20 protein-coding genes and 3 tRNA genes are annotated in these 21,203 nt (G+C 59.6%); 7 read left to right on the top strand and 16 right to left on the bottom strand.

The window, feature by feature from the left end; translation table 11 throughout:
* Window positions 1–171: 171 nt before the first annotated feature.
* The 10 genes from rplL to ACB042_RS13570 form a co-directional block, all read right to left on the bottom strand.
* Window positions 172–537 carry a 50S ribosomal protein L7/L12 gene (gene rplL / locus ACB042_RS13615; RefSeq protein WP_011707702.1) on the bottom strand — a complete coding sequence of 122 codons (366 nt, stop codon included), beginning with the start codon at window positions 535–537 and terminating at the stop codon, window positions 172–174.
* Window positions 538–588: 51 nt separating this feature from the next.
* Entirely contained in the window at window positions 589–1,089 is a 501-nt protein-coding gene (gene rplJ, locus ACB042_RS13610) for a 50S ribosomal protein L10 (protein WP_005339895.1), read from the bottom strand.
* A 256-nt stretch (window positions 1,090–1,345) separates the two neighbouring features.
* Window positions 1,346–2,047, bottom strand: a complete 702-nt coding sequence (gene rplA / locus ACB042_RS13605; RefSeq protein ID WP_005339888.1) for a 50S ribosomal protein L1 — start codon at window positions 2,045–2,047, stop codon at window positions 1,346–1,348.
* A gap of 4 nt (window positions 2,048–2,051) precedes the next feature.
* Entirely contained in the window at window positions 2,052–2,480 is a 429-nt protein-coding gene (gene rplK / locus ACB042_RS13600) for a 50S ribosomal protein L11 (protein WP_005339887.1), read from the bottom strand.
* A gap of 134 nt (window positions 2,481–2,614) precedes the next feature.
* Window positions 2,615–3,166: a transcription termination/antitermination protein NusG gene (gene nusG / locus ACB042_RS13595; protein ID WP_005306318.1), complete on the bottom strand. Its 552-nt coding sequence runs from the start codon at window positions 3,164–3,166 to the stop codon at window positions 2,615–2,617.
* A gap of 9 nt (window positions 3,167–3,175) precedes the next feature.
* Window positions 3,176–3,547: a preprotein translocase subunit SecE gene (gene secE / locus ACB042_RS13590; protein WP_005306322.1), complete on the bottom strand. Its 372-nt coding sequence runs from the start codon at window positions 3,545–3,547 to the stop codon at window positions 3,176–3,178.
* Between the two features lie 60 nt (window positions 3,548–3,607).
* Window positions 3,608–3,684 (bottom strand) — tRNA-Trp (locus ACB042_RS13585).
* A gap of 53 nt (window positions 3,685–3,737) precedes the next feature.
* On the bottom strand, window positions 3,738–4,922 hold the full coding sequence (gene tuf, locus ACB042_RS13580) for an elongation factor Tu (protein ID WP_074042664.1): 1,185 nt from the start codon (window positions 4,920–4,922) through the stop codon (window positions 3,738–3,740).
* A gap of 168 nt (window positions 4,923–5,090) precedes the next feature.
* A tRNA-Gly gene (locus ACB042_RS13575) sits at window positions 5,091–5,165 on the bottom strand.
* Between the two features lie 38 nt (window positions 5,166–5,203).
* Window positions 5,204–5,288, bottom strand: a tRNA-Tyr gene (locus ACB042_RS13570).
* A gap of 263 nt (window positions 5,289–5,551) precedes the next feature.
* Here ACB042_RS13570 and coaA point away from each other — a divergent pair.
* Complete coding sequence (gene coaA / locus ACB042_RS13565) at window positions 5,552–6,490, top strand: type I pantothenate kinase (RefSeq protein WP_371178560.1); 939 nt, start codon at window positions 5,552–5,554, stop codon at window positions 6,488–6,490.
* 79 nt (window positions 6,491–6,569) lie between these two features.
* Here the strand turns inward: coaA and birA are convergent, their stop codons facing one another.
* Entirely contained in the window at window positions 6,570–7,535 is a 966-nt protein-coding gene (gene birA / locus ACB042_RS13560; protein WP_100647047.1) for a bifunctional biotin--[acetyl-CoA-carboxylase] ligase/biotin operon repressor BirA, read from the bottom strand.
* Window positions 7,532–8,569 carry a UDP-N-acetylmuramate dehydrogenase gene (murB, locus tag ACB042_RS13555; protein ID WP_371178559.1) on the bottom strand — a complete coding sequence of 346 codons (1,038 nt, stop codon included), beginning with the start codon at window positions 8,567–8,569 and terminating at the stop codon, window positions 7,532–7,534. The genes birA and murB overlap by 4 nt, the downstream gene beginning before the upstream one ends.
* Window positions 8,570–8,696: 127 nt before the next feature.
* Between murB and ACB042_RS13550 the strand changes: the two genes are divergently transcribed.
* On the top strand, window positions 8,697–9,350 hold the full coding sequence (locus tag ACB042_RS13550) for a TrkA family potassium uptake protein (protein ID WP_005339863.1): 654 nt from the start codon (window positions 8,697–8,699) through the stop codon (window positions 9,348–9,350).
* Entirely contained in the window at window positions 9,347–10,702 is a 1,356-nt protein-coding gene (locus ACB042_RS13545) for a TrkH family potassium uptake protein (protein ID WP_005341850.1), read from the top strand. Before ACB042_RS13550 ends, ACB042_RS13545 begins: the two co-directional genes overlap by 4 nt.
* A 40-nt stretch (window positions 10,703–10,742) precedes the next feature.
* Here ACB042_RS13545 and ACB042_RS13540 read toward each other — a convergent pair whose 3' ends face one another.
* Window positions 10,743–11,573, bottom strand: a complete 831-nt coding sequence (locus tag ACB042_RS13540; RefSeq protein WP_040070028.1) for an AraC family transcriptional regulator — start codon at window positions 11,571–11,573, stop codon at window positions 10,743–10,745.
* A gap of 101 nt (window positions 11,574–11,674) precedes the next feature.
* On the opposite strand from ACB042_RS13540, the gene ACB042_RS13535 reads away from it, so the two are divergent.
* Both ACB042_RS13535 and ACB042_RS13530 read left to right on the top strand, forming a co-directional pair.
* Window positions 11,675–12,208: a carboxymuconolactone decarboxylase family protein gene (locus ACB042_RS13535; RefSeq protein ID WP_139459433.1), complete on the top strand. Its 534-nt coding sequence runs from the start codon at window positions 11,675–11,677 to the stop codon at window positions 12,206–12,208.
* A gap of 15 nt (window positions 12,209–12,223) precedes the next feature.
* On the top strand, window positions 12,224–12,664 hold the full coding sequence (locus tag ACB042_RS13530) for a DUF417 family protein (RefSeq protein WP_005357613.1): 441 nt from the start codon (window positions 12,224–12,226) through the stop codon (window positions 12,662–12,664).
* Window positions 12,665–12,704: 40 nt separating this feature from the next.
* Here ACB042_RS13530 and ACB042_RS13525 read toward each other — a convergent pair whose 3' ends face one another.
* From ACB042_RS13525 to ACB042_RS13515, 3 genes are all read right to left on the bottom strand, one after another.
* The gene (locus tag ACB042_RS13525; protein ID WP_371178558.1) at window positions 12,705–14,678 is read right to left on the bottom strand and encodes a DNA topoisomerase III; all 1,974 of its coding nucleotides are present in this window, start codon (window positions 14,676–14,678) and stop codon (window positions 12,705–12,707) included.
* 67 nt (window positions 14,679–14,745) lie between these two features.
* Window positions 14,746–15,243, bottom strand: coding sequence for a response regulator (locus ACB042_RS13520; protein WP_042054822.1), 498 nt, complete (start codon window positions 15,241–15,243; stop codon window positions 14,746–14,748).
* Window positions 15,244–15,298: 55 nt separating this feature from the next.
* Window positions 15,299–17,266 (bottom strand): ATP-binding protein, encoded by a 1,968-nt coding sequence (locus tag ACB042_RS13515; RefSeq protein ID WP_368152879.1) that lies wholly within the window; start codon window positions 17,264–17,266, stop codon window positions 15,299–15,301.
* Window positions 17,267–17,542: 276 nt separating this feature from the next.
* Here ACB042_RS13515 and ACB042_RS13510 point away from each other — a divergent pair, with 276 nt between their 5' ends.
* Entirely contained in the window at window positions 17,543–18,673 is a 1,131-nt protein-coding gene (locus ACB042_RS13510; RefSeq protein ID WP_005339847.1) for a NapC/NirT family cytochrome c, read from the top strand.
* Window positions 18,674–18,696: 23 nt separating this feature from the next.
* The gene (gene torA, locus ACB042_RS13505; RefSeq protein WP_371178557.1) at window positions 18,697–21,177 is read left to right on the top strand and encodes a trimethylamine-N-oxide reductase TorA; all 2,481 of its coding nucleotides are present in this window, start codon (window positions 18,697–18,699) and stop codon (window positions 21,175–21,177) included.
* The last annotated feature ends 26 nt before the right edge of the window (window positions 21,178–21,203 follow it).

Below are 21,203 nucleotides of genomic sequence, written 5' to 3'. Positions count from 1 at the left end.
GTCTCAACACCGTTTTGTGTTGGCCCGGACGAAAGAAGACAGTCCGGATTGCTGGTGCACCGAGAGTCGTAAACGGTGTGAAATGCTCTCAGTCTACAGCGCAAAAAGGCTGGTGAACAAAAATTCACCAGCCCTAGCCTGTTTTATCAGGCTAATCTACATAAATGCAGATTATTTGATCTCAACAGAAGCACCGGCAGCTTCCAGCTCTTTCTTCAGAGCTTCAGCTTCGTCTTTGGAGACGGCTTCTTTCAGGTTAGCCGGAGCAGCTTCTACCAGATCTTTGGCTTCTTTCAGGCCCAGACCGGTAGCGCCACGAACGGCTTTGATAACGGCAACTTTGTTAGCGCCGGCAGCAGTCAGAACTACGTCGAACTCGGTCTTCTCTTCTACTGCTTCAGCAGCAGCCGGGCCAGCCATTACGGCAGCAGCGGCAGAAACACCGAACTTCTCTTCCATAGCTTCGATCAGCTCAACAACTTCCATTACGGACATGGAAGCAACGGCTTCGATGATTTGGTCTTTAGTGATAGACATGACAAAAATTCCTGATGTTGAATAAACTCAAACAGCCTAGATAGGCGAGAATCAAGCAGCAGCTTGTTTCTGGTCGCGAACAGCAGCGATAGTACGAACCAGCTTGCCAGCAGAGGCTTCTTTCATAGTCGCCATCAACTTCGCAATTGCTTCTTCGTAAGTCGGCAGCGTGGCCAGACGATCAATTTGTGCTGCGGCGATAAACTCACCGTTAAAAGCGCCAGCCTTGATTTCGAACTTTTGGTTCGCTTTGGCAAACTCTTTGAACAGACGAGCAGCAGCGCCCGGGTGTTCGTTAGAGAAAGCAATCAAGGTAGGACCGGTAAATGCGTCGTTCAGGCACTCGTATTCGGTACCTTCTACCGCGCGACGCAGCAGGGTGTTACGCACAACGCGCATGTACACACCGGCTTCACGAGCGGTTTTACGCAGGACGGTCATCTTGTCTACAGTTACACCGCGAGAATCGGCAACAACTGCAGAAAGAGCGCCTTTGGCAGCTTCGTTGACTTCAGCAACAATTGCCTTTTTGTCTTCGAGTCCCAATGCCATTGGCTTAACTCCTGGATTGAATCCGGGTCTATTGACCCAGTACTGACACATCCCCCCTACCTTTACAACAGAGGGGAACGATGCGGTAGCAGGATTCCAGAAGAGAAAGAATCTTTCTCGCTGGGTTTCCGGCACCGTCTACGCAGGAAACATTAAGGCTTTGCAGCCTCCTGCGGTCTTGGACGGAGGTCGAAACCCCCAACCAATCAAGGCGCAAAATTATAGATTAAATTTTGCGCCTTGTAAAACCCATCAATTAGGCCTGAGCTTCCAGAGAAGCTTGGTCTACGGCAACACCGGCACCCATGGTGGTGGAGATGCTGACTTTCTTGATGAATTGACCTTTGGCGGAAGAGGGCTTGCCTTTTTTCAGGGCAACCAGCAGAGCTTCCAAGTTTTCTTTCAGCTGAACTTCGTTGAAAGAAACCTTACCCAGAGTGGTATGGATGATACCATTCTTGTCGTTACGGTAACGAACCTGACCAGCCTTGGCGTTCTTGACAGCTTCGGCAACGTTAGGAGTTACAGTACCAACTTTCGGGTTCGGCATCAGGCCGCGCGGGCCCAGGATTTGACCCAGTTGACCAACAACGCGCATTGCATCCGGGGATGCGATAACTACGTCGAAGTTCATCTCGCCTTTCTTAACCAGATCGGCCAGGTCATCCATACCTACCAGGTCAGCACCGGCAGCTTTAGCTGCTTCGGCGTTGGCACCTTGGGTAAATACGGCAACGCGTACATCACGACCGGTACCGTGCGGCAGTACAGTAGCACCACGTACGTTCTGGTCAGATTTACGAGCGTCGATACCCAGGTTGACAGCAACGTCAACGCTTTCAACGAACTTGGCGGTAGCCAGTTCTTTCAGCAGGGCAATGGCTTCGTTGATGGAGTACTCTTTGGTACCGTCAACTTTTTCGCGAATAACGCGCATACGCTTGGAAAGTTTAGCCATTGTCTTAATCCTCCACTACCAGACCCATGGAACGAGCGGAGCCTGCGATGCAACGTACTTTTGCATCCAGATCGGCACCAGTCATATCCGGCTCTTTGGTCTTGGCGATTTCTTGCAGCTGGGCAACGGTCACCTTACCAACCTTGTCTTTGTTCGGCTTGGAAGAACCAGACTTGATACCAGCAGCTTTCTTCAGCAGGAAGGAAGCAGGCGGAGTCTTGGTTTCGAAGGTGAAGGAACGGTCGCTGTAAACAGTGATCACGACCGGAGTCGGTGAACCTTTTTCCAGCTTCTCTGTACGGGCGTTAAACGCCTTACAGAATTCCATGATGTTAACACCGTGCTGACCCAGTGCAGGACCAACGGGAGGAGACGGGTTGGCTGCACCAGCAGCAACCTGCAGCTTGATATAAGCTGTGACTTTCTTAGCCATTAGGAAAATACCTCAAAAATGGGTTCTAGCGCCTCGGAGACTTGCTCCTGCAAACGGCTCCCCAACTAATAAAGGGGCAGCGAATTATAGAGATATTCGCTGCCCCTGACAACCGTTAAACGTACAGAATTCAATCAGCCTTTTTCGACCTGACCAAAATCCAGTTCAACAGGAGTAGAACGACCGAAGATCAGTACAGAGACCTTCACGCGGCTCTTCTCATAATCGACCTCTTCAACGGTACCGTTGAAGTCGGCAAACGGACCATCGGCAACTCGCACCATTTCACCCGGTTCAAACAGGGTTTTCGGACGCGGCTTGTCGTGGGCATCCTGCAGACGGTTCAGGATGGCATCGGCCTCTTTGTCGGAGATCGGTGCCGGACGGTCAGAAGTACCGCCGATGAAGCCCATTACACGCGGTACGTTACGCACCAGGTGCCATGTGGTTTCATCCATGATCATCTGGACCAGGACATAACCCGGGAAAAACTTGCGCTCACTCTTGCGCTTCTGGCCAGCACGCATCTCGACCACTTCTTCGGTCGGGACCAGTACTTCACCGAACATGTCTTCCATGCCATGCATCTTGATATGCTCGCGCAGGGACTTGGCTACACGGCCTTCATAGCCGGAAAAAGCCTGCACGACATACCATCTCATACGTTGTTCACGTTGTTCAGTCATGGCTTATCCTTACACACCGGTAATCAGGTTGACCAACCAGACCAAGGCACCGTCCAGAACGAACAGCAGCAGCCCCATCACGGCGGTCACCGCCAGCACAATCAGGGTTGTCTGAATGGCTTCCTGACGGGTCGGCCATACGACCTTGCGGACTTCCAGGCGAGACTCACGGGCGAATGCCAGTGTTGCCTTTCCCTTGGTGGTTTGCAGGGCTACTGCACCAGCAGCAGCAATGACAACGACCACACCCAGGGCGCGGACGGCAGCGACAACATCGTTGAGCAGGTAATTACCCACTACAGCGGCCGCCAGGATAATGAAAACCAGGCCCCAAAGCAGGGTATCCTTGCTTCCGCCCTGGCTCTCAGAACTAACACTCATACAACCCACCTGTATCTGACGTAACCAAAGACACAAAAGCCCCGTACGAGACGAGGTATATGGCAGGGGCGGCAGGACTCGAACCCGCAACCATCGGTTTTGGAGACCGCTGTTCTACCAATTCGAACTACGCCCCTGCATAAGAAAGCCCCTATTATAGGGGCTTTGCTTTATTTATGTAAGCCAAAGATTAAGCGATAACTTTAGCTACAACACCAGCACCTACGGTACGGCCACCTTCACGGATAGCGAAACGCAGGCCGTCGTCCATCGCGATCGGCGCAATCAGGGTAACAACCATCTTGATGTTGTCGCCCGGCATTACCATCTCTACGCCTTCCGGCAGTTCGATGGTACCGGTCACGTCGGTAGTACGGAAGTAGAACTGCGGACGGTAGCCTTTGAAGAACGGGGTATGACGACCACCTTCTTCTTTGGACAGTACGTACACTTCAGATTCAAACTTGGTGTGCGGCTTGATGGTGCCCGGCTTGGCCAGTACCTGACCACGCTCTACGTCTTCACGCTTCACGCCACGCAGCAGTGCACCGATGTTCTCGCCTGCACGACCTTCGTCCAGCAGCTTACGGAACATTTCAACGCCGGTACAGGTGGTCTTGGTGGTATCTTTGATACCAACGATTTCCACTTCTTCACCAACTTTAACGATACCGCGCTCTACACGACCGGTTACTACGGTACCACGGCCAGCGATAGAGAATACGTCTTCGATAGGCATCAGGAACGGCTGGTCAATCGCACGCTCCGGCTCCGGAATGTAGCTGTCCAGGTGGCCAGCCAGTTCCAGGATCTTCTCTTCCCACTGAGCTTCGCCTTCCAGCGCTTTCAGTGCAGAACCACGGACTACCGGCAGGTCATCACCCGGGAAGTCGTACTCGGACAGCAGTTCGCGAACTTCCATCTCGACCAGTTCCAGCAGCTCTTCGTCATCTACCATGTCGCACTTGTTCATGAACACGATGATGTACGGAACGCCTACCTGACGACCCAGCAGGATGTGCTCACGAGTCTGCGGCATCGGGCCGTCAGTCGCTGCTACTACCAGGATCGCGCCGTCCATCTGGGCAGCACCGGTGATCATGTTTTTAACGTAGTCGGCGTGACCCGGGCAATCTACGTGGGCGTAGTGACGGGTAGCGGTGTCGTATTCTACGTGGGAGGTGTTGATGGTGATACCACGCTCACGCTCTTCCGGTGCCTTGTCGATCTGGTCGAAGGCGAAAGCTTTACCACCGAAGTGCTTGGCCAGCACGTTGGTGATAGCTGCAGTCAGGGTGGTTTTACCGTGGTCAACGTGGCCGATGGTACCCACGTTAACGTGCGGTTTATTACGCTCAAATTTTTCTTTAGACATGATCGTCCCTCTAAACTAACGCTGAGTACGCGGTGGCAAGCTAACCACAGAACAGTTTATATGATGGATTTGAATCTGGTGGGAAAGAGAGAGGTACTGATGGCTGGTTCGCTTGCCGAACTCACCCTAGGGTGCGGCTCTGCTAACGCCTGAGCCATATCAGCATCTTGGAGCGGGCAGCGGGAATCGAACCCGCATCATCAGCTTGGAAGGCTGAGGTAATAGCCATTATACGATGCCCGCATTTCTCTAACCCAAAGAACTCAAACCGCAGAGAAATATGGTGGAGGGAGAAGGATTCGAACCTTCGAAGGCAGAGCCGTCAGATTTACAGTCTGATCCCTTTGGCCGCTCGGGAACCCCTCCAGACGCCAGATTGTCACAACGGTAATTCTGCTTGCACCCGTTGTGTTTATCGCTTTTGCACGGCAAATAGACGACAGACAGTCAAGCGTCGCGCATTTTATTGTAAGGTTTTGGGGGATGCAACCATTGAACCCGGCAAAATATGCTTTATTGCTGGGAAGTTTGCAAAAAAGCGGGGGCAAACAAGCCAATCCTGCTGCGTCCCTTGTCGCTCCCCCCCCCTTGGTGTATGGTCGCCGTGCCCAAGAAACAGTGATGACACCATGACGACAGAGCATAACCCCTATCTGCAATTCACCCGCGAACAATGGGCGTTATTGCGCGATTCGGTCCCCCTGACCCTGACCGAACACGATCTGCAGACCCTGCGCGGGATCAACGAGAAGGTGTCATTGCGGGAAGTGGAAGAGATATATCTGCCTCTCTCCCGCCTGCTCAATCTCTATGTCAAAGCCAAACAGCGTCGCAGCCGGGTACTGGAGCAGTTCCTCGGCCAGTCCCGCGGCAAGGGCACTTATATCATCAGCATTGCCGGCAGCGTGGCGGGGGGCAAAAGTACCACAGCCCGTATTCTGCAGGCCTTGCTGGAGCGCTGGCCGGAACATCCGCGGGTGGAGCTGGTCACCACCGACGGCTTCCTCTATCCCAACAAGGTACTGGAAGAGCGCGGCCTGATGCGCCGCAAGGGGTTCCCGGAATCCTACGATATCCGCCATCTGGTGGAATTTGTCGCCAATATCCGCGCCGGTCACGAGAAGGTCGAAGCGCCGGTTTACTCCCACCTTATCTACGACATCATTCCCGATGAGAAAAAGGTGGTGGAGCAGCCGGACATCCTGATCCTGGAAGGGCTCAATGTGCTGCAAAGCGGCATGGACTACCCTCAGGAGCCCCATCGGGTCTTCGTGTCGGACTTCGTCGACTTCTCCATCTATGTGGATGCCGATGCCGAACTGCTGCGTACCTGGTATATCGAACGCTTCCTGAAATTCCGCAGCGGCGCCTTCTCGGATCCCGACTCCTACTTCCATAACTACGCCAAGCTGGCGGAGAGTGAGGCGACCCAGATCGCCAACAACATCTGGCAAGATATCAACTATCTGAATTTGAAAGAAAATATCCTGCCAACGCGTGAGCGTGCCAACCTGATCATGACCAAGGGCCATGAGCACGCCATCGAACAGATCAAGCTGCGTAAATGATGACTGCAGTTGCCGGATAACGAAGAGGGGGCCCGCGGGCCCCCTCTTTGTTTGGCATCATGAGCGGCCTTGCTGACCCTCAGTCGCCCCGGCGCAGGGAGAGTTCGCCCCCGAGATAGAATTTGATCCCTTCAGCTGTCTCCAGTCGCAGGGCGCCGCGATCGTCGATGCCACGGGCGATGCCGCGGATCTCCTGATCTCCCATCAGCAGGCGCACCGGGCGACCGGCAAAGTGATCGAGCCGATTCCACTCATCGACAAAGCTTGCCAACCCCTGTTGCTCAAAGGTGTGCAGCGCCCGCTGCAGATGGACGATCATCCGGGCCGCCAACTGATTGCGATCGACTAGCTCGGGATTGATGTGGCGCAGCTCGGCCCAGGCCTGATCGATCTTCTCACCTTCGCGGGCAGGCATCGCCAGATTGAGACCGATGCCGATCACCAGATGACAGCTGGCCCCGGCGCTACCACTCATCTCTACCAGAATGCCCGCCAGCTTGCGGCCCTGATAGTAGAGGTCATTCGGCCACTTGAGCTCGACCCCCTGATAACCAAGGGACTCCAGCGCTTCAACCACTGCCACGCCGACCGCCAGACTCAGCCCCATGGCCGCCGCCATGCCTTGTTCGAGTCGCCAGTACATGCTGAGGATCAGCTGGCAACCAAACGGCGAAATCCAGGGTTTGCCACGACGACCGCGCCCGGCTGTCTGACACTCGGCAAGACAGCTCTCGCCGGAGCGCAGCTCATTGACCCGATCCAACAGGTGTTGATTGGTCGAGCCAATGACCGGGAAACAGTGCACCGGCGCCATCGGGGCCAGTGCCTGCAAGGTAGCCTGATCATAGAGCGCCATCGGTACCGCCAACCGGTAGCCCTTGCCGGTCAGGCTAAAGAGATCCAACCCCAGCTCCTTGAGCGCCGCCATGTGTTTGCTCACCGCCGCCCGGCTGATGCCGAGCTGCTCACCCAGCTGTTCGCCGGAGTGAAACTGGCCGTCGCTAAGCAGGGTGATCAGGGTCTGTCTGATGGGAGTCAACGTCATGAGAGCACCTCGTCGAGCCAGGTTTCACCGTGCGCGCCCATAAAGCGCACCTCATGCTCCAGCACCACGCCAAACGTCTGCTCCACGCTGTCACGGACATGGGCCGCCAGCGCGATCAGCTCCATGGCACTGGCGCCCCCCAGATTGACCAGCACCAGCGCCTGCTCCTGATGAACAGCGGCGCGGCCGATGGCGAAACCTTTCAGCCCGCACTGATCGATGAGCCAGCCCGCCGCCAGCTTGGCCTGCCCTTCTCCGGCCGGATAGCAGGGCATCTGCGGATAGCGCGCCTTGAGATTCTCCGCCAGCGCGGCAGGCACCACCGGATTCTTGAAGAAGCTGCCCGCATTGCCGAGCACCGCAGGATCCGGCAGTTTGGCCATGCGGGTGGCACAGACGGTATCGAAGATGGTCTGCGCCGAAGGCGCGTCACCGAGCCCCGCCAGTGGGCCATAGCCCTGCACCGGCCGCCACGCCTTGGGCAGTTTGAGCCCGACGGCGGTGATCAGGTGGGAATCCTGATACTCGTGTTTGAAGATGCTGTCGCGATAACCGAAGCGGCACTCTGCCGCCGCGATCCGTTCAATCTCGCCACTCTGCCAGTTGAACGCCTCGACATAGGCGCAGAAGTCGGCCAGCTCAACGCCATAGGCACCGATGTTCTGCACCGGCGCTGCACCGACCGTGCCGGGAATGAGCGCCAGATTCTCCAGCCCGAACCAGCCCTGTTGCAAGGTATGGCGCACCAGCTGATGCCAATCTTCACCGGCCGCCACATGGAGCAACCAGTGATCGCCACCATCTTCAGCGGTAATCCCCTTGAGCCGGTTGAGCACCACCAGACCGAGAAAATCGGTGGTGAAGAGCATGTTGCTGCCGCCGCCCAGATTGAGGCGCGGCAGCTGGTTGAACTGCGGATCGGCACGCAGGGTCGCCAGATCGGCAACCTGCTCCACCTCGGCCAGCCAGAGGCAGTACGCATCGAGGGCAAGGGTGTTGAGCTTCAACAAGGAGGCGTTGGCATTCAGTTTCATCGGTCTATCCCGGCTTGGTGCAAGGGCGCAGTCTACCTCAAGTTACCCCATGACGAAAAACCCGAGCCCTTTTCGGGGGAATAGCAGTGGTTTAGAGTAGGCGACTTCAACTGCTGAGGAATAACTCATGAACAACCAGTTTGCCGTCATCGGCCTGGGCCTGTTTGGCAGCGCCCTGTGCGAAGAGCTGCAACGGCAAGATGCCGAAGTACTGGCCATCGATATCGACGAGAGCAAGACCCGCCAAATCGCCGCCCTCTGCAATCACGTGATCGTGGCGGATGCCACCGATGAGGCCACCGTGGCCGAGCTGGGACTGGCCAATTTCGATATCGTCTTCGTTGCCATCGGTGACAACCTGGAGACCAGCATCCTCACCACCCTCGTCTTGAAAGAGGCGGGCGTGAAGAAGGTGTGGGTCAAGGCGCGCGACAAGTTCCACGCCAAGATCCTGCAGAAAGTGGGCGCCGACAAGGTGATCAACCCGGAGTGGGACATGGGCCGCCGGGTCGCCCAGAGCATGCTGGACAACCGGCTGTTCGACTATCTGGAGCTGGGCCACGACATGGTGCTGACCGAGTTCGTGATTGGCCTGCAACAGAACGGCCGGGAACTGGGCGACTTCCATCTGCTGCAACAGAGCGATTTCCAGCTGCTCGCCATCAAGCGTGGTGACGTGCTCCACAACGTGCTGACCGGCAAGATGGAGCTGCAACTGGGCGACATCCTGATCCTGGCGGGCAACAAGCACGCCATCGACCACTGGCTCGAAACCCTATGATCAACTGGCGCAGCAGCTACGCCTTCGCCCTCCATCGGGAGCAGGACTCTCGCTGGAGCGAAGCCCGGCTGATCCTCGGCAGCTTTCTGATCATTCTGCTGATTGGCACCATCTTTCTGGTGCAACCCTCCAGCCACAATGGCGAGGTCACCTTCGTCAACGCCCTGTTTACCGCCACCTCGGCCATCAGCGTGACAGGTCTTGGCGTGGTGGATACCGGCACCGCCTTCACCCTGCAGGGGCAGATTTTCCTGCTGATGCTGATGGAGATCGGTGGTCTGGGCCAGATGACCATGACCCTGCTGCTGATCGCCATCTTCAGCAAGCGGGTCGGTCTGCGCCAACAGGTACTGGCCAAGGAGGCGCTGGGACAGGAGGGCTCGGTCAACATCATTCAGCTGGTCAAACGGATCGTGCTGTTCGCCTTTATTGCCCAGCTGATCGGCACCGGCATCATGGCGATCCGCTGGGTGCCCGAGATGGGGTGGGTGCACGGCCTCTATGTCAGCTTCTTCCACGCGGTCTCGGCCTTCAACAACGCCGGGTTTTCGCTGTTTGCCAACAACCTCATCGACTATAGAGACGACCCCATCATCAGCCTGACCATCGCCGGCCTGCTGATCCTGGGGGGGATCGGCTTTACCGTCATCGTCGATCTGGTGCGCAACCGCCGCTGGCGCAAGCTGAAGCTGCACAGCAAGCTGATGCTGCTGATGACCCCGGCGCTGCTGCTGGCCGGTACCCTGATGTTCTGGCTGCTGGAACACAACAACCCCGGCACCCTCGGCAAGGCCGGTATCGGTGGCCAGCTGCTGGCGGCTTTTTTCCAATCTGCCAGTGCCCGTACCGCCGGTTTCAATACCATAGATATCGGGCTGATGACCCCGGCGGCGCTGCTGTTCCTGATGATGCTGATGTTTATCGGTGCCGGTGCCACCTCGACCGGTGGTGGTATCAAAGTCACCACTTTCGCGGTTGTGCTGCTGGCGACCAAGGCGTTTTTGACCAAACGGCCCCATGTCACCGCTTTTGGCCGCACTCTGTCGCCCCAGATCGTGACCCGCTCGCTGGCTATCATCATCGTCAGCACCATGGTGCTGATGCTGGCGATGTTCCTGCTGATGGTGACCGAGGATCTGCCGTTCGACAAAATCATGTTCGAGACCATCTCGGCATTTGCCACCGTCGGCCTCTCTACCGGCATCACCGCCTCCCTGAGCGAGCCGGGCAAGCTGATCCTGGTACTGGTGATGATCTGCGGCCGTCTCGGCCCTCTGACCCTGGCCTTTATGCTGGCCCGCCCGGTCGAGACCCGCATCCGTTATCCGGAAGAGAACGTCTATACCGGCTGACCGGTTATGAAAACGGGGCAGCCACTGGCTGCCCCGTTTTTTATTCGGCTTGTTGCTGCGCCTTGAGCCAGCGCCCCGGGCTCACCCCCAGCTCCCGCTCGAATGCCCGACCAAAGGCAACACTGCTGCTGTACCCCGCCCCCAGCGCCACCTGCACCATGGGCTCCCCCGCCAGCAGTTGCTGGCAGGCTCGCGCCATGCGCCAGTGGGTCAGATAACCAAGCGGCGCTTGACCAACCCGCTCCTGAAACCTCGCGGCAAAGCGGGCTCGCGACATGCCGGCCTCCCGCGCCAGCGTGGCCACCGTCCAGGGTTCATCCCCACGCTGATGCATCACCGAGATCGCCTTGGCCAACTGGGGATCGGAAATACCTGCCAGCATCCCCTGCTGACACACCCCTTGCTCGACCAGATGACGCAGCAGCAGGATCAACAGTACCTCCAGCAAGCGGGAGATCAGCGGATCCTGCCCGTAGCGGGGGTGAAACGCCTCGTCAAACAGCTGACTCAGCACCGGCGTCAGGGCAGGCAACTCCCTTAGCGGCAGCACCAGCGAGCCCGGTAATGCCAGTTGCAACGGCGATGACCCCCCCTTGCCGAATGCGACATTGGCGCACACCAAATCACAACCCCCCAGCGTTCTGGGTTCAAGCTTGTGAGGACGTCCCCGAGGGAACAGGATCAGGGTCGGCTCCTCGAGCAGCAAGCTGGCGCCCCCCTCTTCACGCAACATGACGGCGCCACTGCGCAGCAGATGAAGATGTCCGCCACTCGGGTAATCATCACTGGAGGAGTTCTGGCACAGGTTGCCGGCGAAGAAGATCTTGGCTTCGGGGGAGGCATGAACCAACAGGGCAGAGAGCGGATCCATATTTGAGACGAATAGTATTTAATTGCAGACGATGAGTGATAAACCGTATCACGAATGACGGCACACTGTCTCCCGTACCTTCACTACCACAGGAGAAGATCATGAGCCGTATCCAACCCGTATCCCAACCGCAACCCGCAGCCGCCCAGACCCTGGCCACCCTGCACCGCAATCTGGGCATGGTGCCCAACCTCTACGCCACCCTAGCCCACTCGCCAGCCCTGCTCAATGGCTTCCTGGCCTTTGCCGAGGCGCTTGGCAAGGGGCGCCTCACTGCCTCACAACGGGAGTTGCTGGCACTGGCCATAGGTCAAGCCAACGCCTGCCAATACTGTTTGTCTGCCCACACACTACTGGCGGGCAAGGCCGGATTCTCGGCCAAGGAGATCCGGGCTGCCCGGCTCGGCCAGGCCTCGGCTCCCCTTGATCACGCCCTGCTGCAACTGGCAACAGCGCTGGTCAGTCAGCGCGGGGTGATCAGTGACGAGCAGCTTGCTAGCGCCCGTGCCGCAGGCGTAGATGACGAGCTGCTGCTGGAGGTGCTCGGCCAGGTGGTGGTCAATACCCTGACCAACTATGGCAACCACCTGGCGGCGACCGAGATCGACTTCCCGCCCGTCACTCTGACCCCTTAAACAAGGAGCCCCCCCATGCAGCAACATGACAAAGGCTTTCTTGTCGCCCTGGCGGGCGTGGTATTGACCCTGCTCTGGATCGGCGTCTTCAAGTTTACCCCGACAGAGGCAGCCGCCATCAAACCACTGGTAGCCAGCCACCCCTTGATGAGCTGGCTCTATGGCCCCCTGTCGGAACAGAGCGTATCGAACCTGATCGGGGTGGTCGAGATAGTGATCGCCATCGGACTGGTCGTGGGTCTGTGGCAACCTCGTATCGGTTACTGGTGCAGCATGGGGGCTATCGTCACCTTCCTGGCGACGCTGAGCTTCCTGCTGACCCTGACAGGTGTCTGGAAGATGGTTGACGGCGTGCCAGTCACCGAGTTCTTCCTGTTCAAGGATCTGGTGTTTCTCGGTGTGGTTCTGCACTACCAGCACAGGATCCGTGCCAGCTTGTCCACTCAGGCAGCCTGACAACAATGCCTTTGGCGCCCGGGATGGGCGCCTTTTTTCGTTATGCCGCCCTGGTCTGGCGCTTGCTGGTCGTCTTGCGCGGTCGGGGCCCGCCAGTCGTGCTGGCCGCCGGACTCTTGCGCCTGGTAAAACGCCGCTTGCCGGCACCCGGCGCCTCCTTGGGCAGGGCGCTGAAGCTGGCGCCGGAGTCCTGCCGCGCCCCTTCAATCAGACCGTTGAGCTGCTCGGTGAGCGGCCCCATAAACTGCTGGTAGCTGCCGTGACGCTCGGCGATCTGGCCGAGGCTCTGCTCCCACAGCGCCGTCATATCCGGCGTGGTGGCACTAGCAGGCAGCGCCTGCACCAGCGCCCGCCCGGTCGGGGTCGCCTTGATGCTCTTGCCCTGACGCACCAGAAAGCGGCGCTTGAACAACAGGTCGATAATGCCTGCCCGGGTCGCTTCTGTGCCGAGACCGTCGGTGTCGCGCAGGGTCTTGCGGATCTCGGGATCCTGCACATAGCGGGCGATGCCGGTCATGGCCGCCAGCAGGGTGGCATCGGTGAACGACTTGGGCGGCTGGGTCATTTTCTCCTGCAGTTCGCCCCGCTCGCAGAACAGTTGTTCGCCCTCCTTCAGCGCGGGTAGCGTGCCCGCCTTCTCTTCGTCGTCATCCTCCTCCACCCCGAGCAGCGCCTTCCAGCCCGCTTTCAGAATGCGCCGTGCCTTGGCCTGAAACAGACCACCGGCGATGCGCAGCAGCACCTTGCTGTCGTTGTATTCGAATGGGGGATAGAACTGCAGCAGATACTGTCGGGCAATCAGGCCATAGAGCTTCGCCTCGTCGGCCCCCAGCGTGGCGGGGTTGCCCTGCTTCTCGGTGGGGATGATGGCGTGGTGGGCATCCACCTTGCTGTCGTTCCACGCCTTGCTGCGGATCTTGCCGTCTGCCTCGGCAACCGCCTTGACCAGCGCAGGAGCAGTGGCAGCGATGGCACCGCGCACCTGCTCGGCCCGCTTGAAGTGGTCGGTCGGCAGATATCGGCTGTCGGAGCGCGGATAGGTGATGAGCTTGTGACGCTCGTAGAGGCTCTGGCAGATATCGAGCACCCGCTTGGCATCCATGCCGAAGCGCTTGGCGGCATCGATCTGCAGGCTGGAGAGGTTGTAGGGCAGCGGCGCCGCCTGCTTGCGGGCCTGCTCCTCCACCGATTCGACCTGAGCGGGCTGGCCGTTGATCCGGCTCACCACCTTGTCGGCCAGCGCCCGATTGAGCACCCGCCCCTCCTCATCCTGCCACGGCAGGCAGGCTTCCGATGGCAGCCACTTGGCGGTGAAGCGCTCGTTGCTATCGGTCAGCAGATGGGCCAGCACCTCGTAGAAGGGTTTGGGCACGAAGGCCTCGATCTCGAGATCCCGCCGCACCACCAGCCCCAGCAGCGGGGTCTGCACCCGACCAACCGAGAGCAGCTCGCTGCAACCCGCCTTGCGCCCGAGCAGGGTATAGGCGCGGGTCATGTTGATGCCGTAGAGCCAGTCGGCCCGACTGCGGGCCAGCGCCGAGACCGCCAGCGGCACGAACTCCTTGTTATCCCTCAGTTTGTCGAGGGCGCGGCGCACCGCGGGTGGGTTGAGATCGCTGATGAGGCAGCGCTGCACCGGCTTGGTTTTCGGGTAGCCGAGAAAGTCGATCACCTCATCCACCAGCAGTTGCCCTTCCCGGTCCGGGTCACCGGCGTTGACCACGCAGTCGGCCTGCTTGATCAGCCGCTTGATGACGGTGAGCTGGGTTTTGGTCTTGGGCTTGGCCACCAGCTGCCACTGGGCGGGGATGATGGGGAGATGTTCCATCCGCCACTGCTTGAAGGCAGCGTCATAGGCATCGGGCTCGGCCTGCTCCAGCAGATGGCCGATGCACCAGGTGACCACATCCCCCTGGGCTGTTTCGATAAAACCGTCGCCCTTCTTGTGGGGCTTGGGCAGGGCATCGGCAATGGCGCGTCCCAGCGTGGGCTTCTCGGCGATAAAGAGTCGCATCGGTGGCTACCTGCAATACTGTATATGCAGACAGTATACAACTGCCACCGCGAAAGCCCAACTTCCCCTACTCGTCGAACGGGTGATCGTGGATGGCGGCAAACAGCCGCGCCTGATTGAGCAGCGGCGCATAGTGGAAGGCATTTTCGCCATCTTCCGCCAGCAGATAATCGGTCAGCTGTTCGCGCACCGCCTCTTGCAGGGTCTCCAGCTTCCACGGCTTGGCAAGGTAGTAGTGCAACCCGCCACGATTGACCGCTTCGACGGTGGCCTCCAGCCCCGCTTGTCCGGTCAGCAGCAATTTGCGGCTGGCGCGGGTGGTGGCTCGCCGATTCAGCTCTACCAGAAAATCGACCCCCAGGGTTCCCGGCATGATGTGGTCACAGAGGATCAGCGCCAGCTTGTTGCCGTCGCGCTCCCACTCCTCCACCACCGCTCGCGCCTCATCGACGCTCTCGGCGGCTTCCAGCTCGAAGTGGGAACGGAACGGGGCGAGATCGTGGATCACCGCATCCAGCACCTCCCGCTCATCGTCCACACACAGGATCAGATAGTGTTTGTTCATTGCTCCTCCTTGGCGACATGGTTTGGCACGCCGCGCGATTGATGCTGGCGACGGCTCAGGCCGCATGCTCCTTGTTGTGATGAGGTTCGCCCCCGTAACCGGCCTGCCCCATGCCGTCCAGCGGCAGACAGACCCGCATCCGGGTGTAACGGCCAGGCTCCGAGGCCACCTCAATCCGGCCGTGGTGCTGTTGCACTATCTGCAGCGAAACGCTCAGACCAATCCCGAGGCCGAAATGTCCCTCCCGCTTGGTGGTGAAGTTGAGATCGAAGATCCGCTGCCACAGCTCGGGCTCGATGCCGCAACCGCTATCCTCGATCTCTACCATGACCCACTCGGGATCCAGCAACCCGGTGCGGATGGTGAGTCGCCCCGGGCCGCTCATGGCATCCAGACTGTTGGCGATCAGGTTGGTCCACACCTGTTGCAGGGCGATGGGGTGACAGCGCACCAGCGGCAGCGGCTGGTACTCCTTGCAGAGCTCAAGATGCTTTAGGCGGTTTTCGAAAATCATCAGGGTATCTTCCAGCCCCTCGTGCAGGTCTACCAGCGAGGGCTCGGCCCGATCCTGCCGCGCATACTGCTTGAGGCTCTTGACCAGATCGCCGATGCGACGGGCGCACACCTCGATATTGCGCAGGAAGCTGCCGGTCTGCTGGAACAGCTCCAGCCGGGAGAGCAGCGCCTCCCGCTCGTCGGCAGTGCGGCTGGCAAACCAGCGTTGCCAGTTCAGCTCGTCATCCAGATTCATCTGTACCGCCAGCCGCGCCTGCTGGCGATCACCAAAGCGCCCCTCAGCCTGCCGGGTCTTGTCACGGATCTCGCTGGTCGAGACCGGCTGTGAGGAGAGCGCCTGACAGAGGGTCTGGTTGCCCAGCCCTTTGATGGGTGCTGGCAGCTCGAGATTGACCAGATCGGGGATGGCGGCCCGCAGGGTCTCGCTGCCACGGATAATGGCCGCCACCGGGTTGTTCAGCTCGTGGGCGACACCGGCCACCAGCTGACCCAGCATCGCCATCTTTTCGCTCTCCACCAGCTGGGCGTGAGCGGCATCGAGGGAGTTGAGGGTCTGTTGCAGCCGCATCTCGGTGCGGATGCTGTTTTGCAGGCGGCGATTGAAGTGGCGCAGCAGCAGGTTGGTAAAGGAGGGGAGCAGTTCGCTGCGCGCCTGCATCACCCGGGAGAATTGCAGCTTGTCGAGCTTGATCACCTCGGCACCGGTCAGAGTCACGCCGGTGGTGAAGGCGGGTTCTCCAGTCACAAATGACATGCCCCCCACCAGCGAGCCGGTACGGTAGTGCACTACCTCCTGATCGATCCCCTGCTCGTCCCGCTTGCGCAGCACCACCTCCCCCTTGGCGATAAACCAGAGGAAGCTGTTGGGCTCCCCCTCGCGGGTCAGCACATGGCCCGGACTGTAGTGGCGGCAGACCCGCTCCTCGTCATTGCCCTCGAAAAACTGGTAGAGGCCGTCGATCACCACCCGGGAGAGTTCTTCATCGCTGCAGTGGGTGTAATCCATAAAGCCCTGCCGATAGGCTGCCAACTGGCGATCGACGTGGGCTCGCAGCAGCTTCTGGTTGTCGAGCACAGCGGCATAGCTCAGCAGGTCCGCCTCGGGACGCTGCAATACAAAATGGCTGGCCTGCTCGATCACCGCACGGCGCAGGCTGCCATCGCGCCAGGGGCGTTGCAGGTAGTAGTCGAGACGACCGAGGTTCACCGCCTCGATGATCGATTTCATCTCCGGCTGGCTGCCCAGCAGGATCTTGCGGCACGCCTCGTGACGGCTGCCGAGGCGGATCAGAAAATCGGCCCCTCGCCCATCCCCCAGCTCGCTGTCACACACCACTACGGCGGGTGGCTGCCCCTTGCGATCCAGCTCGTCCAAGGCCAGCTCAGCCGACCCCTGACCGACCACCACCACCAGCGCGAAATGGCCGAGCAGCGGAGCCAACTCCTGTTCGAATTCGGCCAGCAGTTGCACGTTGGCGGCGACACACAGCAGTGAGAAAGGGCTCATCAGCGACACTCCGTTGAGGCTCACTGCTCACTATATCAGCGAATCTTGTAGGGTTTTGCGAGGGGGCTAACAGCTGTCGCGGAAAGTGCACAAATAGATAAAACAGAAAACAACTGAATTTAATTCGATAAATCAATCAATAACAAAACAAAAGACAAAATGTGACAACAATCAAAAATATAAACCATGATGGAGGTCAACGCCTTATCCCTATCATTACTACTACTATTGGACTAGTACTATGTAGGTAATTATTGACCGTAGGAAAACGCCGCCATGATTGGAAAACTGATAAGAAAAACCTGGTTCTGGCTCCTGCTGCTCGGGGCCCTGCTGGGTGTCGCGGCACTGGGTGTCACCGTGACAGTGCTGCACAAGACCAGCTCCACCGAATTCTGCGTCTCCTGCCACTCCATGCAGACTCCGCTCGCCGAGTATCAGGGCAGTGTCCACTTCCAGAACACCAAGGGGATCCGCGCCGAGTGCGCCGACTGCCACATCCCGGGCGACCCCACCTCCTACCTGTGGACCAAGATCCGCGCCGTGAAGGATATCTATCACGAGGCGATCGGCACGCTGGATACCCCGGAAAAGTATGAAGCCCACAAGCTGCGGATGGCCCAGTCCGTCTGGGACGAGCTGAAAGCCAACGACTCCGCTACCTGCCGCAGCTGCCACAGCTACGAGGCGATGGACATTCTGGCACAGCGCCCCAATGCCCGTGCCGAGCACCCGGTCGCCATCAAGGAAGGCCAGACCTGTATCGACTGCCACCGCGGTGTCGCCCACATCATGCCTGACATGAGCGGCCTGGCTGCCGCCGGTGCCAGCGAGCTGGCGCAGGCTGCGGCCCAGACCCCGGCCAACGTCACCACCCGTTACGCCATCGCTACCACCCCGCTGTTCCTCGATGCTGCCGCCAAGACCGACGAAGGCACCCTGATGCCCTCCACCAAGGTGGAAGTGCTGGCCAACGAAAACGGCCGCGCCAAGGTGCAGATCGAAGGCTGGCAACAGGATGGCGTGAGCGAAGTGTTCTACGCCGCACCGGGCAAGCGGATCCTCAGCGTACTGGTCGGCGATGCCGCCAAGAAAGCGCTGGTCACCGGCCAGAGCGAAACCGACAGCGCCACCAACCTCACCTGGCATCAGGTCAAGCTGACCGCCTGGGTCGACCAGAGCCAGCTCATCGGCGATCAGGGCAAGCTGTGGCAATACGCCTCCACCCTGATGTCCAACAACTGTACCGGCTGCCACGGCCTCACCGCGCTGGATCACTTTAATGCCAACCAGTGGATCGGCGTCATCAAGGGGATGGAATCTCGTACCTCCCTGACCCCGGAACAGGCTCGCATGTTGACCCAGTATGTCCAGAAACACGCCAGTGACATGAGCGCGGCCCACTAAGGCTGGCACAGAGGAAAACCGTTATGACTTTTTTCAATGACAAGAAGACTAATCTGTCCCGCCGCAACCTGCTCAAGGGGCTCGGCGCCTGCGCAGCCCTGCCCCTGCTCGGCGGCATTTTTCCCAAGAGTGCGCTGGCGCAAGCCATCAGCACCGCATTGAGTCAGTTCCCGACCCTGGTGCCCGCCCAGAAGGGCATTCTGACCGGCGCCCACTGGGGTGCTTTCGAGGCGATCGTCGAAGATGGCCGCATGGTGCGCGTCCAGCCGGTGGCCGATGATCCGGCGCCAAACGATCTCATCGACATGGCGCCGTTCCAGGTGCATGCCAAGAACCGCATCAAATACCCCATGGTACGCAAGAGTTGGCTGGAGCACGGCCCGGGCGCCAAACCCGAGCTACGCGGTGCCGACGAGTGGGTGCGAGTGAGCTGGGACAAGGCGATCGAACTGGTGGCCGGTGAAATCCAGCGGGTTCAGAGTGACTTCGGTCCGCAGGCGATCCACGCCGGTTCCTATGGCTGGAAGAGCGTCGGCATGTTCCACAACAGCCGTACCCTGCTGCACCGCCTGATGAACCTCTCCGGCGGTTTCACCGGTTATGCCGGTGACTATTCCACCGGCGCGGCTCAGGTGATCATGTCCCACGTGATGGGTTCCATCGAGGTGTACGAGCAGCAGACCGCCTGGCCCAACGTGGTGGAGAACGCCGAACTGGTGGTGCTGTGGGGGGTCAACGCCCAGGTCACCCTGAAGAACAGCTGGAACATGCCGGATCACGAGGGTCAGGCCGGCTTCATGGCGCTGAAAGAGAAAGGTACCCGCGTCATCAGCATCGATCCCATCTACAACGAGACCGCCAAGCTGGTCGGCGCCGAGTGGATTGCCCCGAACGCCTACACCGATGTGGCCATGATGCTGGGTGTGGCCCACACCCTCTACAGCGAGAAGAAGCACGATCAGGCTTTCCTCGATCGCTACACCGTCGGTTTCGACAAGTTTCTGGACTATCTGCTCGGCAAGGATGACGGCCAACCGAAGAGCGCCGAGTGGGCGAGCACCGTCTGCGGCGTCGATGCCAAGGTGATCCGCCAGCTGGCTCTCGACATGGCCACCAAACGCACCATGATCATGGCCGGTTGGGGCATGCAGCGTCAGCAGCACGGCGAACAGCCGAACTGGATGCTGGTCACTCTGGCCTCCATGCTGGGCCAGATCGGCCTGCCGGGCGGCGGCTACGGCTTCAGCTACCACTACTCCTCCGGTGGCAGCCCCACCGCCAAGGGCGGCATTCTGGCCGGTATCTCCGCCGGCAACGCACCGAAGAACAGCCCGGCACCGATCCCGGTGGCCCGCATCGCCGACTGTCTCGCCAACCCGGGCAAGACCATCGACTTCAACGGCCGCAAGGTGACCTATCCGGACATCAAGCTGGTCTACGTGGCGGGCGGCAACCCCTTCCACCACCATCAGGACACCAACAACCTGCTGCAGGCGTGGCGCAAGCCGCAGACCGTGATCGTTCACGAGCCTTACTGGACCGCCACCGCCAAGCACGCCGATATCGTGCTGCCGGTCACCACCAGCTACGAGCGCAACGATCTGGAGATGGGTGGCGACTACTCCCAGCGCTATGTGTTCCCGATGCACCAGTGCGTGCCGCCCCAGTTTGAAGCCCGCAACGACTTCGACATCTTCAGCGCCATCGCCGCCAAGCTGGGCGTGCAGGAGCAGTACACCGAAGGCAAAGACGAGATGCTGTGGCTCAAGCAGATGTACGACGGCATGGCGGCGCAGGCCCGTGGTGCCCGCGTGGCGCTGCCGCCGTTCAACATGTTCTGGGAGTCCAACAACTACATTCGCTTCCCGATCCCCGAGGCCAACCGCCAGTGGATCCGTCACGCCGATTTTCGCGAGAACCCGCTGCTCAACCCGCTCGGCACCCCGTCCGGCAAGATCGAGATCTTCTCCAACACGGTGGCGGGGATGGGTTACGCCGACTGTGCCGGCCATCCCAAATGGTATGAGCCGAAGGAGTGGGTGAAGAGCGAGGTGGCGGCGCGCTATCCGCTGTCGCTCAACACCTCCCACCCGACCCAGCGGCTGCACTCCCAGCTCGACAACACCCCGCTGCGGGACAAGTTCGCCATCGCCGACCGCGAGGCGATCATGATCCATCCCGCCGACGCCAAGGCTCGCGGCATCGCCCAAGGGGATCTGGTGCGTGCCTTCAACGAGCGCGGCCAGATTCTGGTGGGCGCCCTGCTCTCCGAGGATGTGCGCCAAGGGGTGGTGCGGATCTGCGAAGGGGCCTGGTATGACCCGGCCAAGCCGGGCGAAACGGGCAGCATCTGCAAGAACGGCAACGTCAACTGCCTCACCTTCGACGAAGGCTCGTCCAGTCTGGCGCAAGGCAACTGCGGCCACATGGCCCAGCTGCAGATCGAGAAGTACACAGGCCCGGTGCTGGCCAACACCGCCCACGCGGTACCGGCCAACGGCTAAGGCGATTGCCACCCAATAAAAACGGC

It is taken from the genome of Aeromonas sp. S13(2024) (assembly GCF_041402405.1).
In the GTDB taxonomy this organism is placed as follows: Bacteria; Pseudomonadota; Gammaproteobacteria; order Enterobacterales; family Aeromonadaceae; genus Aeromonas; species Aeromonas veronii.
Note: the sequence above shows the minus strand (reverse complement) of the source record. Positions and strands in the feature narration are given on the sequence as shown.

What these genes read in the sequence shown, in the direction of transcription:
- rplL (WP_011707702.1), bottom strand. Translation starts at nt 537, where the DNA reads ATGTCTATCACTAAAGACCAAATCATCGAAGCCGTTGCTTCCATGTCC.
- rplJ (WP_005339895.1), bottom strand. Translation starts at nt 1,089, where the DNA reads ATGGCATTGGGACTCGAAGACAAAAAGGCAATTGTTGCTGAAGTCAAC.
- rplA (WP_005339888.1), bottom strand. Translation starts at nt 2,047, where the DNA reads ATGGCTAAACTTTCCAAGCGTATGCGCGTTATTCGCGAAAAAGTTGAC.
- rplK (WP_005339887.1), bottom strand. Translation starts at nt 2,480, where the DNA reads ATGGCTAAGAAAGTCACAGCTTATATCAAGCTGCAGGTTGCTGCTGGT.
- nusG (WP_005306318.1), bottom strand. Translation starts at nt 3,166, where the DNA reads ATGACTGAACAACGTGAACAACGTATGAGATGGTATGTCGTGCAGGCT.
- secE (WP_005306322.1), bottom strand. Translation starts at nt 3,547, where the DNA reads ATGAGTGTTAGTTCTGAGAGCCAGGGCGGAAGCAAGGATACCCTGCTT.
- tuf (WP_074042664.1), bottom strand. Translation starts at nt 4,922, where the DNA reads ATGTCTAAAGAAAAATTTGAGCGTAATAAACCGCACGTTAACGTGGGT.
- coaA (WP_371178560.1), top strand. Translation starts at nt 5,552, where the DNA reads ATGACGACAGAGCATAACCCCTATCTGCAATTCACCCGCGAACAATGG.
- birA (WP_100647047.1), bottom strand. Translation starts at nt 7,535, where the DNA reads ATGACGTTGACTCCCATCAGACAGACCCTGATCACCCTGCTTAGCGAC.
- murB (WP_371178559.1), bottom strand. Translation starts at nt 8,569, where the DNA reads ATGAAACTGAATGCCAACGCCTCCTTGTTGAAGCTCAACACCCTTGCC.
- ACB042_RS13550 (WP_005339863.1), top strand. Translation starts at nt 8,697, where the DNA reads ATGAACAACCAGTTTGCCGTCATCGGCCTGGGCCTGTTTGGCAGCGCC.
- ACB042_RS13545 (WP_005341850.1), top strand. Translation starts at nt 9,347, where the DNA reads ATGATCAACTGGCGCAGCAGCTACGCCTTCGCCCTCCATCGGGAGCAG.
- ACB042_RS13540 (WP_040070028.1), bottom strand. Translation starts at nt 11,573, where the DNA reads ATGGATCCGCTCTCTGCCCTGTTGGTTCATGCCTCCCCCGAAGCCAAG.
- ACB042_RS13535 (WP_139459433.1), top strand. Translation starts at nt 11,675, where the DNA reads ATGAGCCGTATCCAACCCGTATCCCAACCGCAACCCGCAGCCGCCCAG.
- ACB042_RS13530 (WP_005357613.1), top strand. Translation starts at nt 12,224, where the DNA reads ATGCAGCAACATGACAAAGGCTTTCTTGTCGCCCTGGCGGGCGTGGTA.
- ACB042_RS13525 (WP_371178558.1), bottom strand. Translation starts at nt 14,678, where the DNA reads ATGCGACTCTTTATCGCCGAGAAGCCCACGCTGGGACGCGCCATTGCC.
- ACB042_RS13520 (WP_042054822.1), bottom strand. Translation starts at nt 15,243, where the DNA reads ATGAACAAACACTATCTGATCCTGTGTGTGGACGATGAGCGGGAGGTG.
- ACB042_RS13515 (WP_368152879.1), bottom strand. Translation starts at nt 17,266, where the DNA reads ATGAGCCCTTTCTCACTGCTGTGTGTCGCCGCCAACGTGCAACTGCTG.
- ACB042_RS13510 (WP_005339847.1), top strand. Translation starts at nt 17,543, where the DNA reads ATGATTGGAAAACTGATAAGAAAAACCTGGTTCTGGCTCCTGCTGCTC.
- torA (WP_371178557.1), top strand. Translation starts at nt 18,697, where the DNA reads ATGACTTTTTTCAATGACAAGAAGACTAATCTGTCCCGCCGCAACCTG.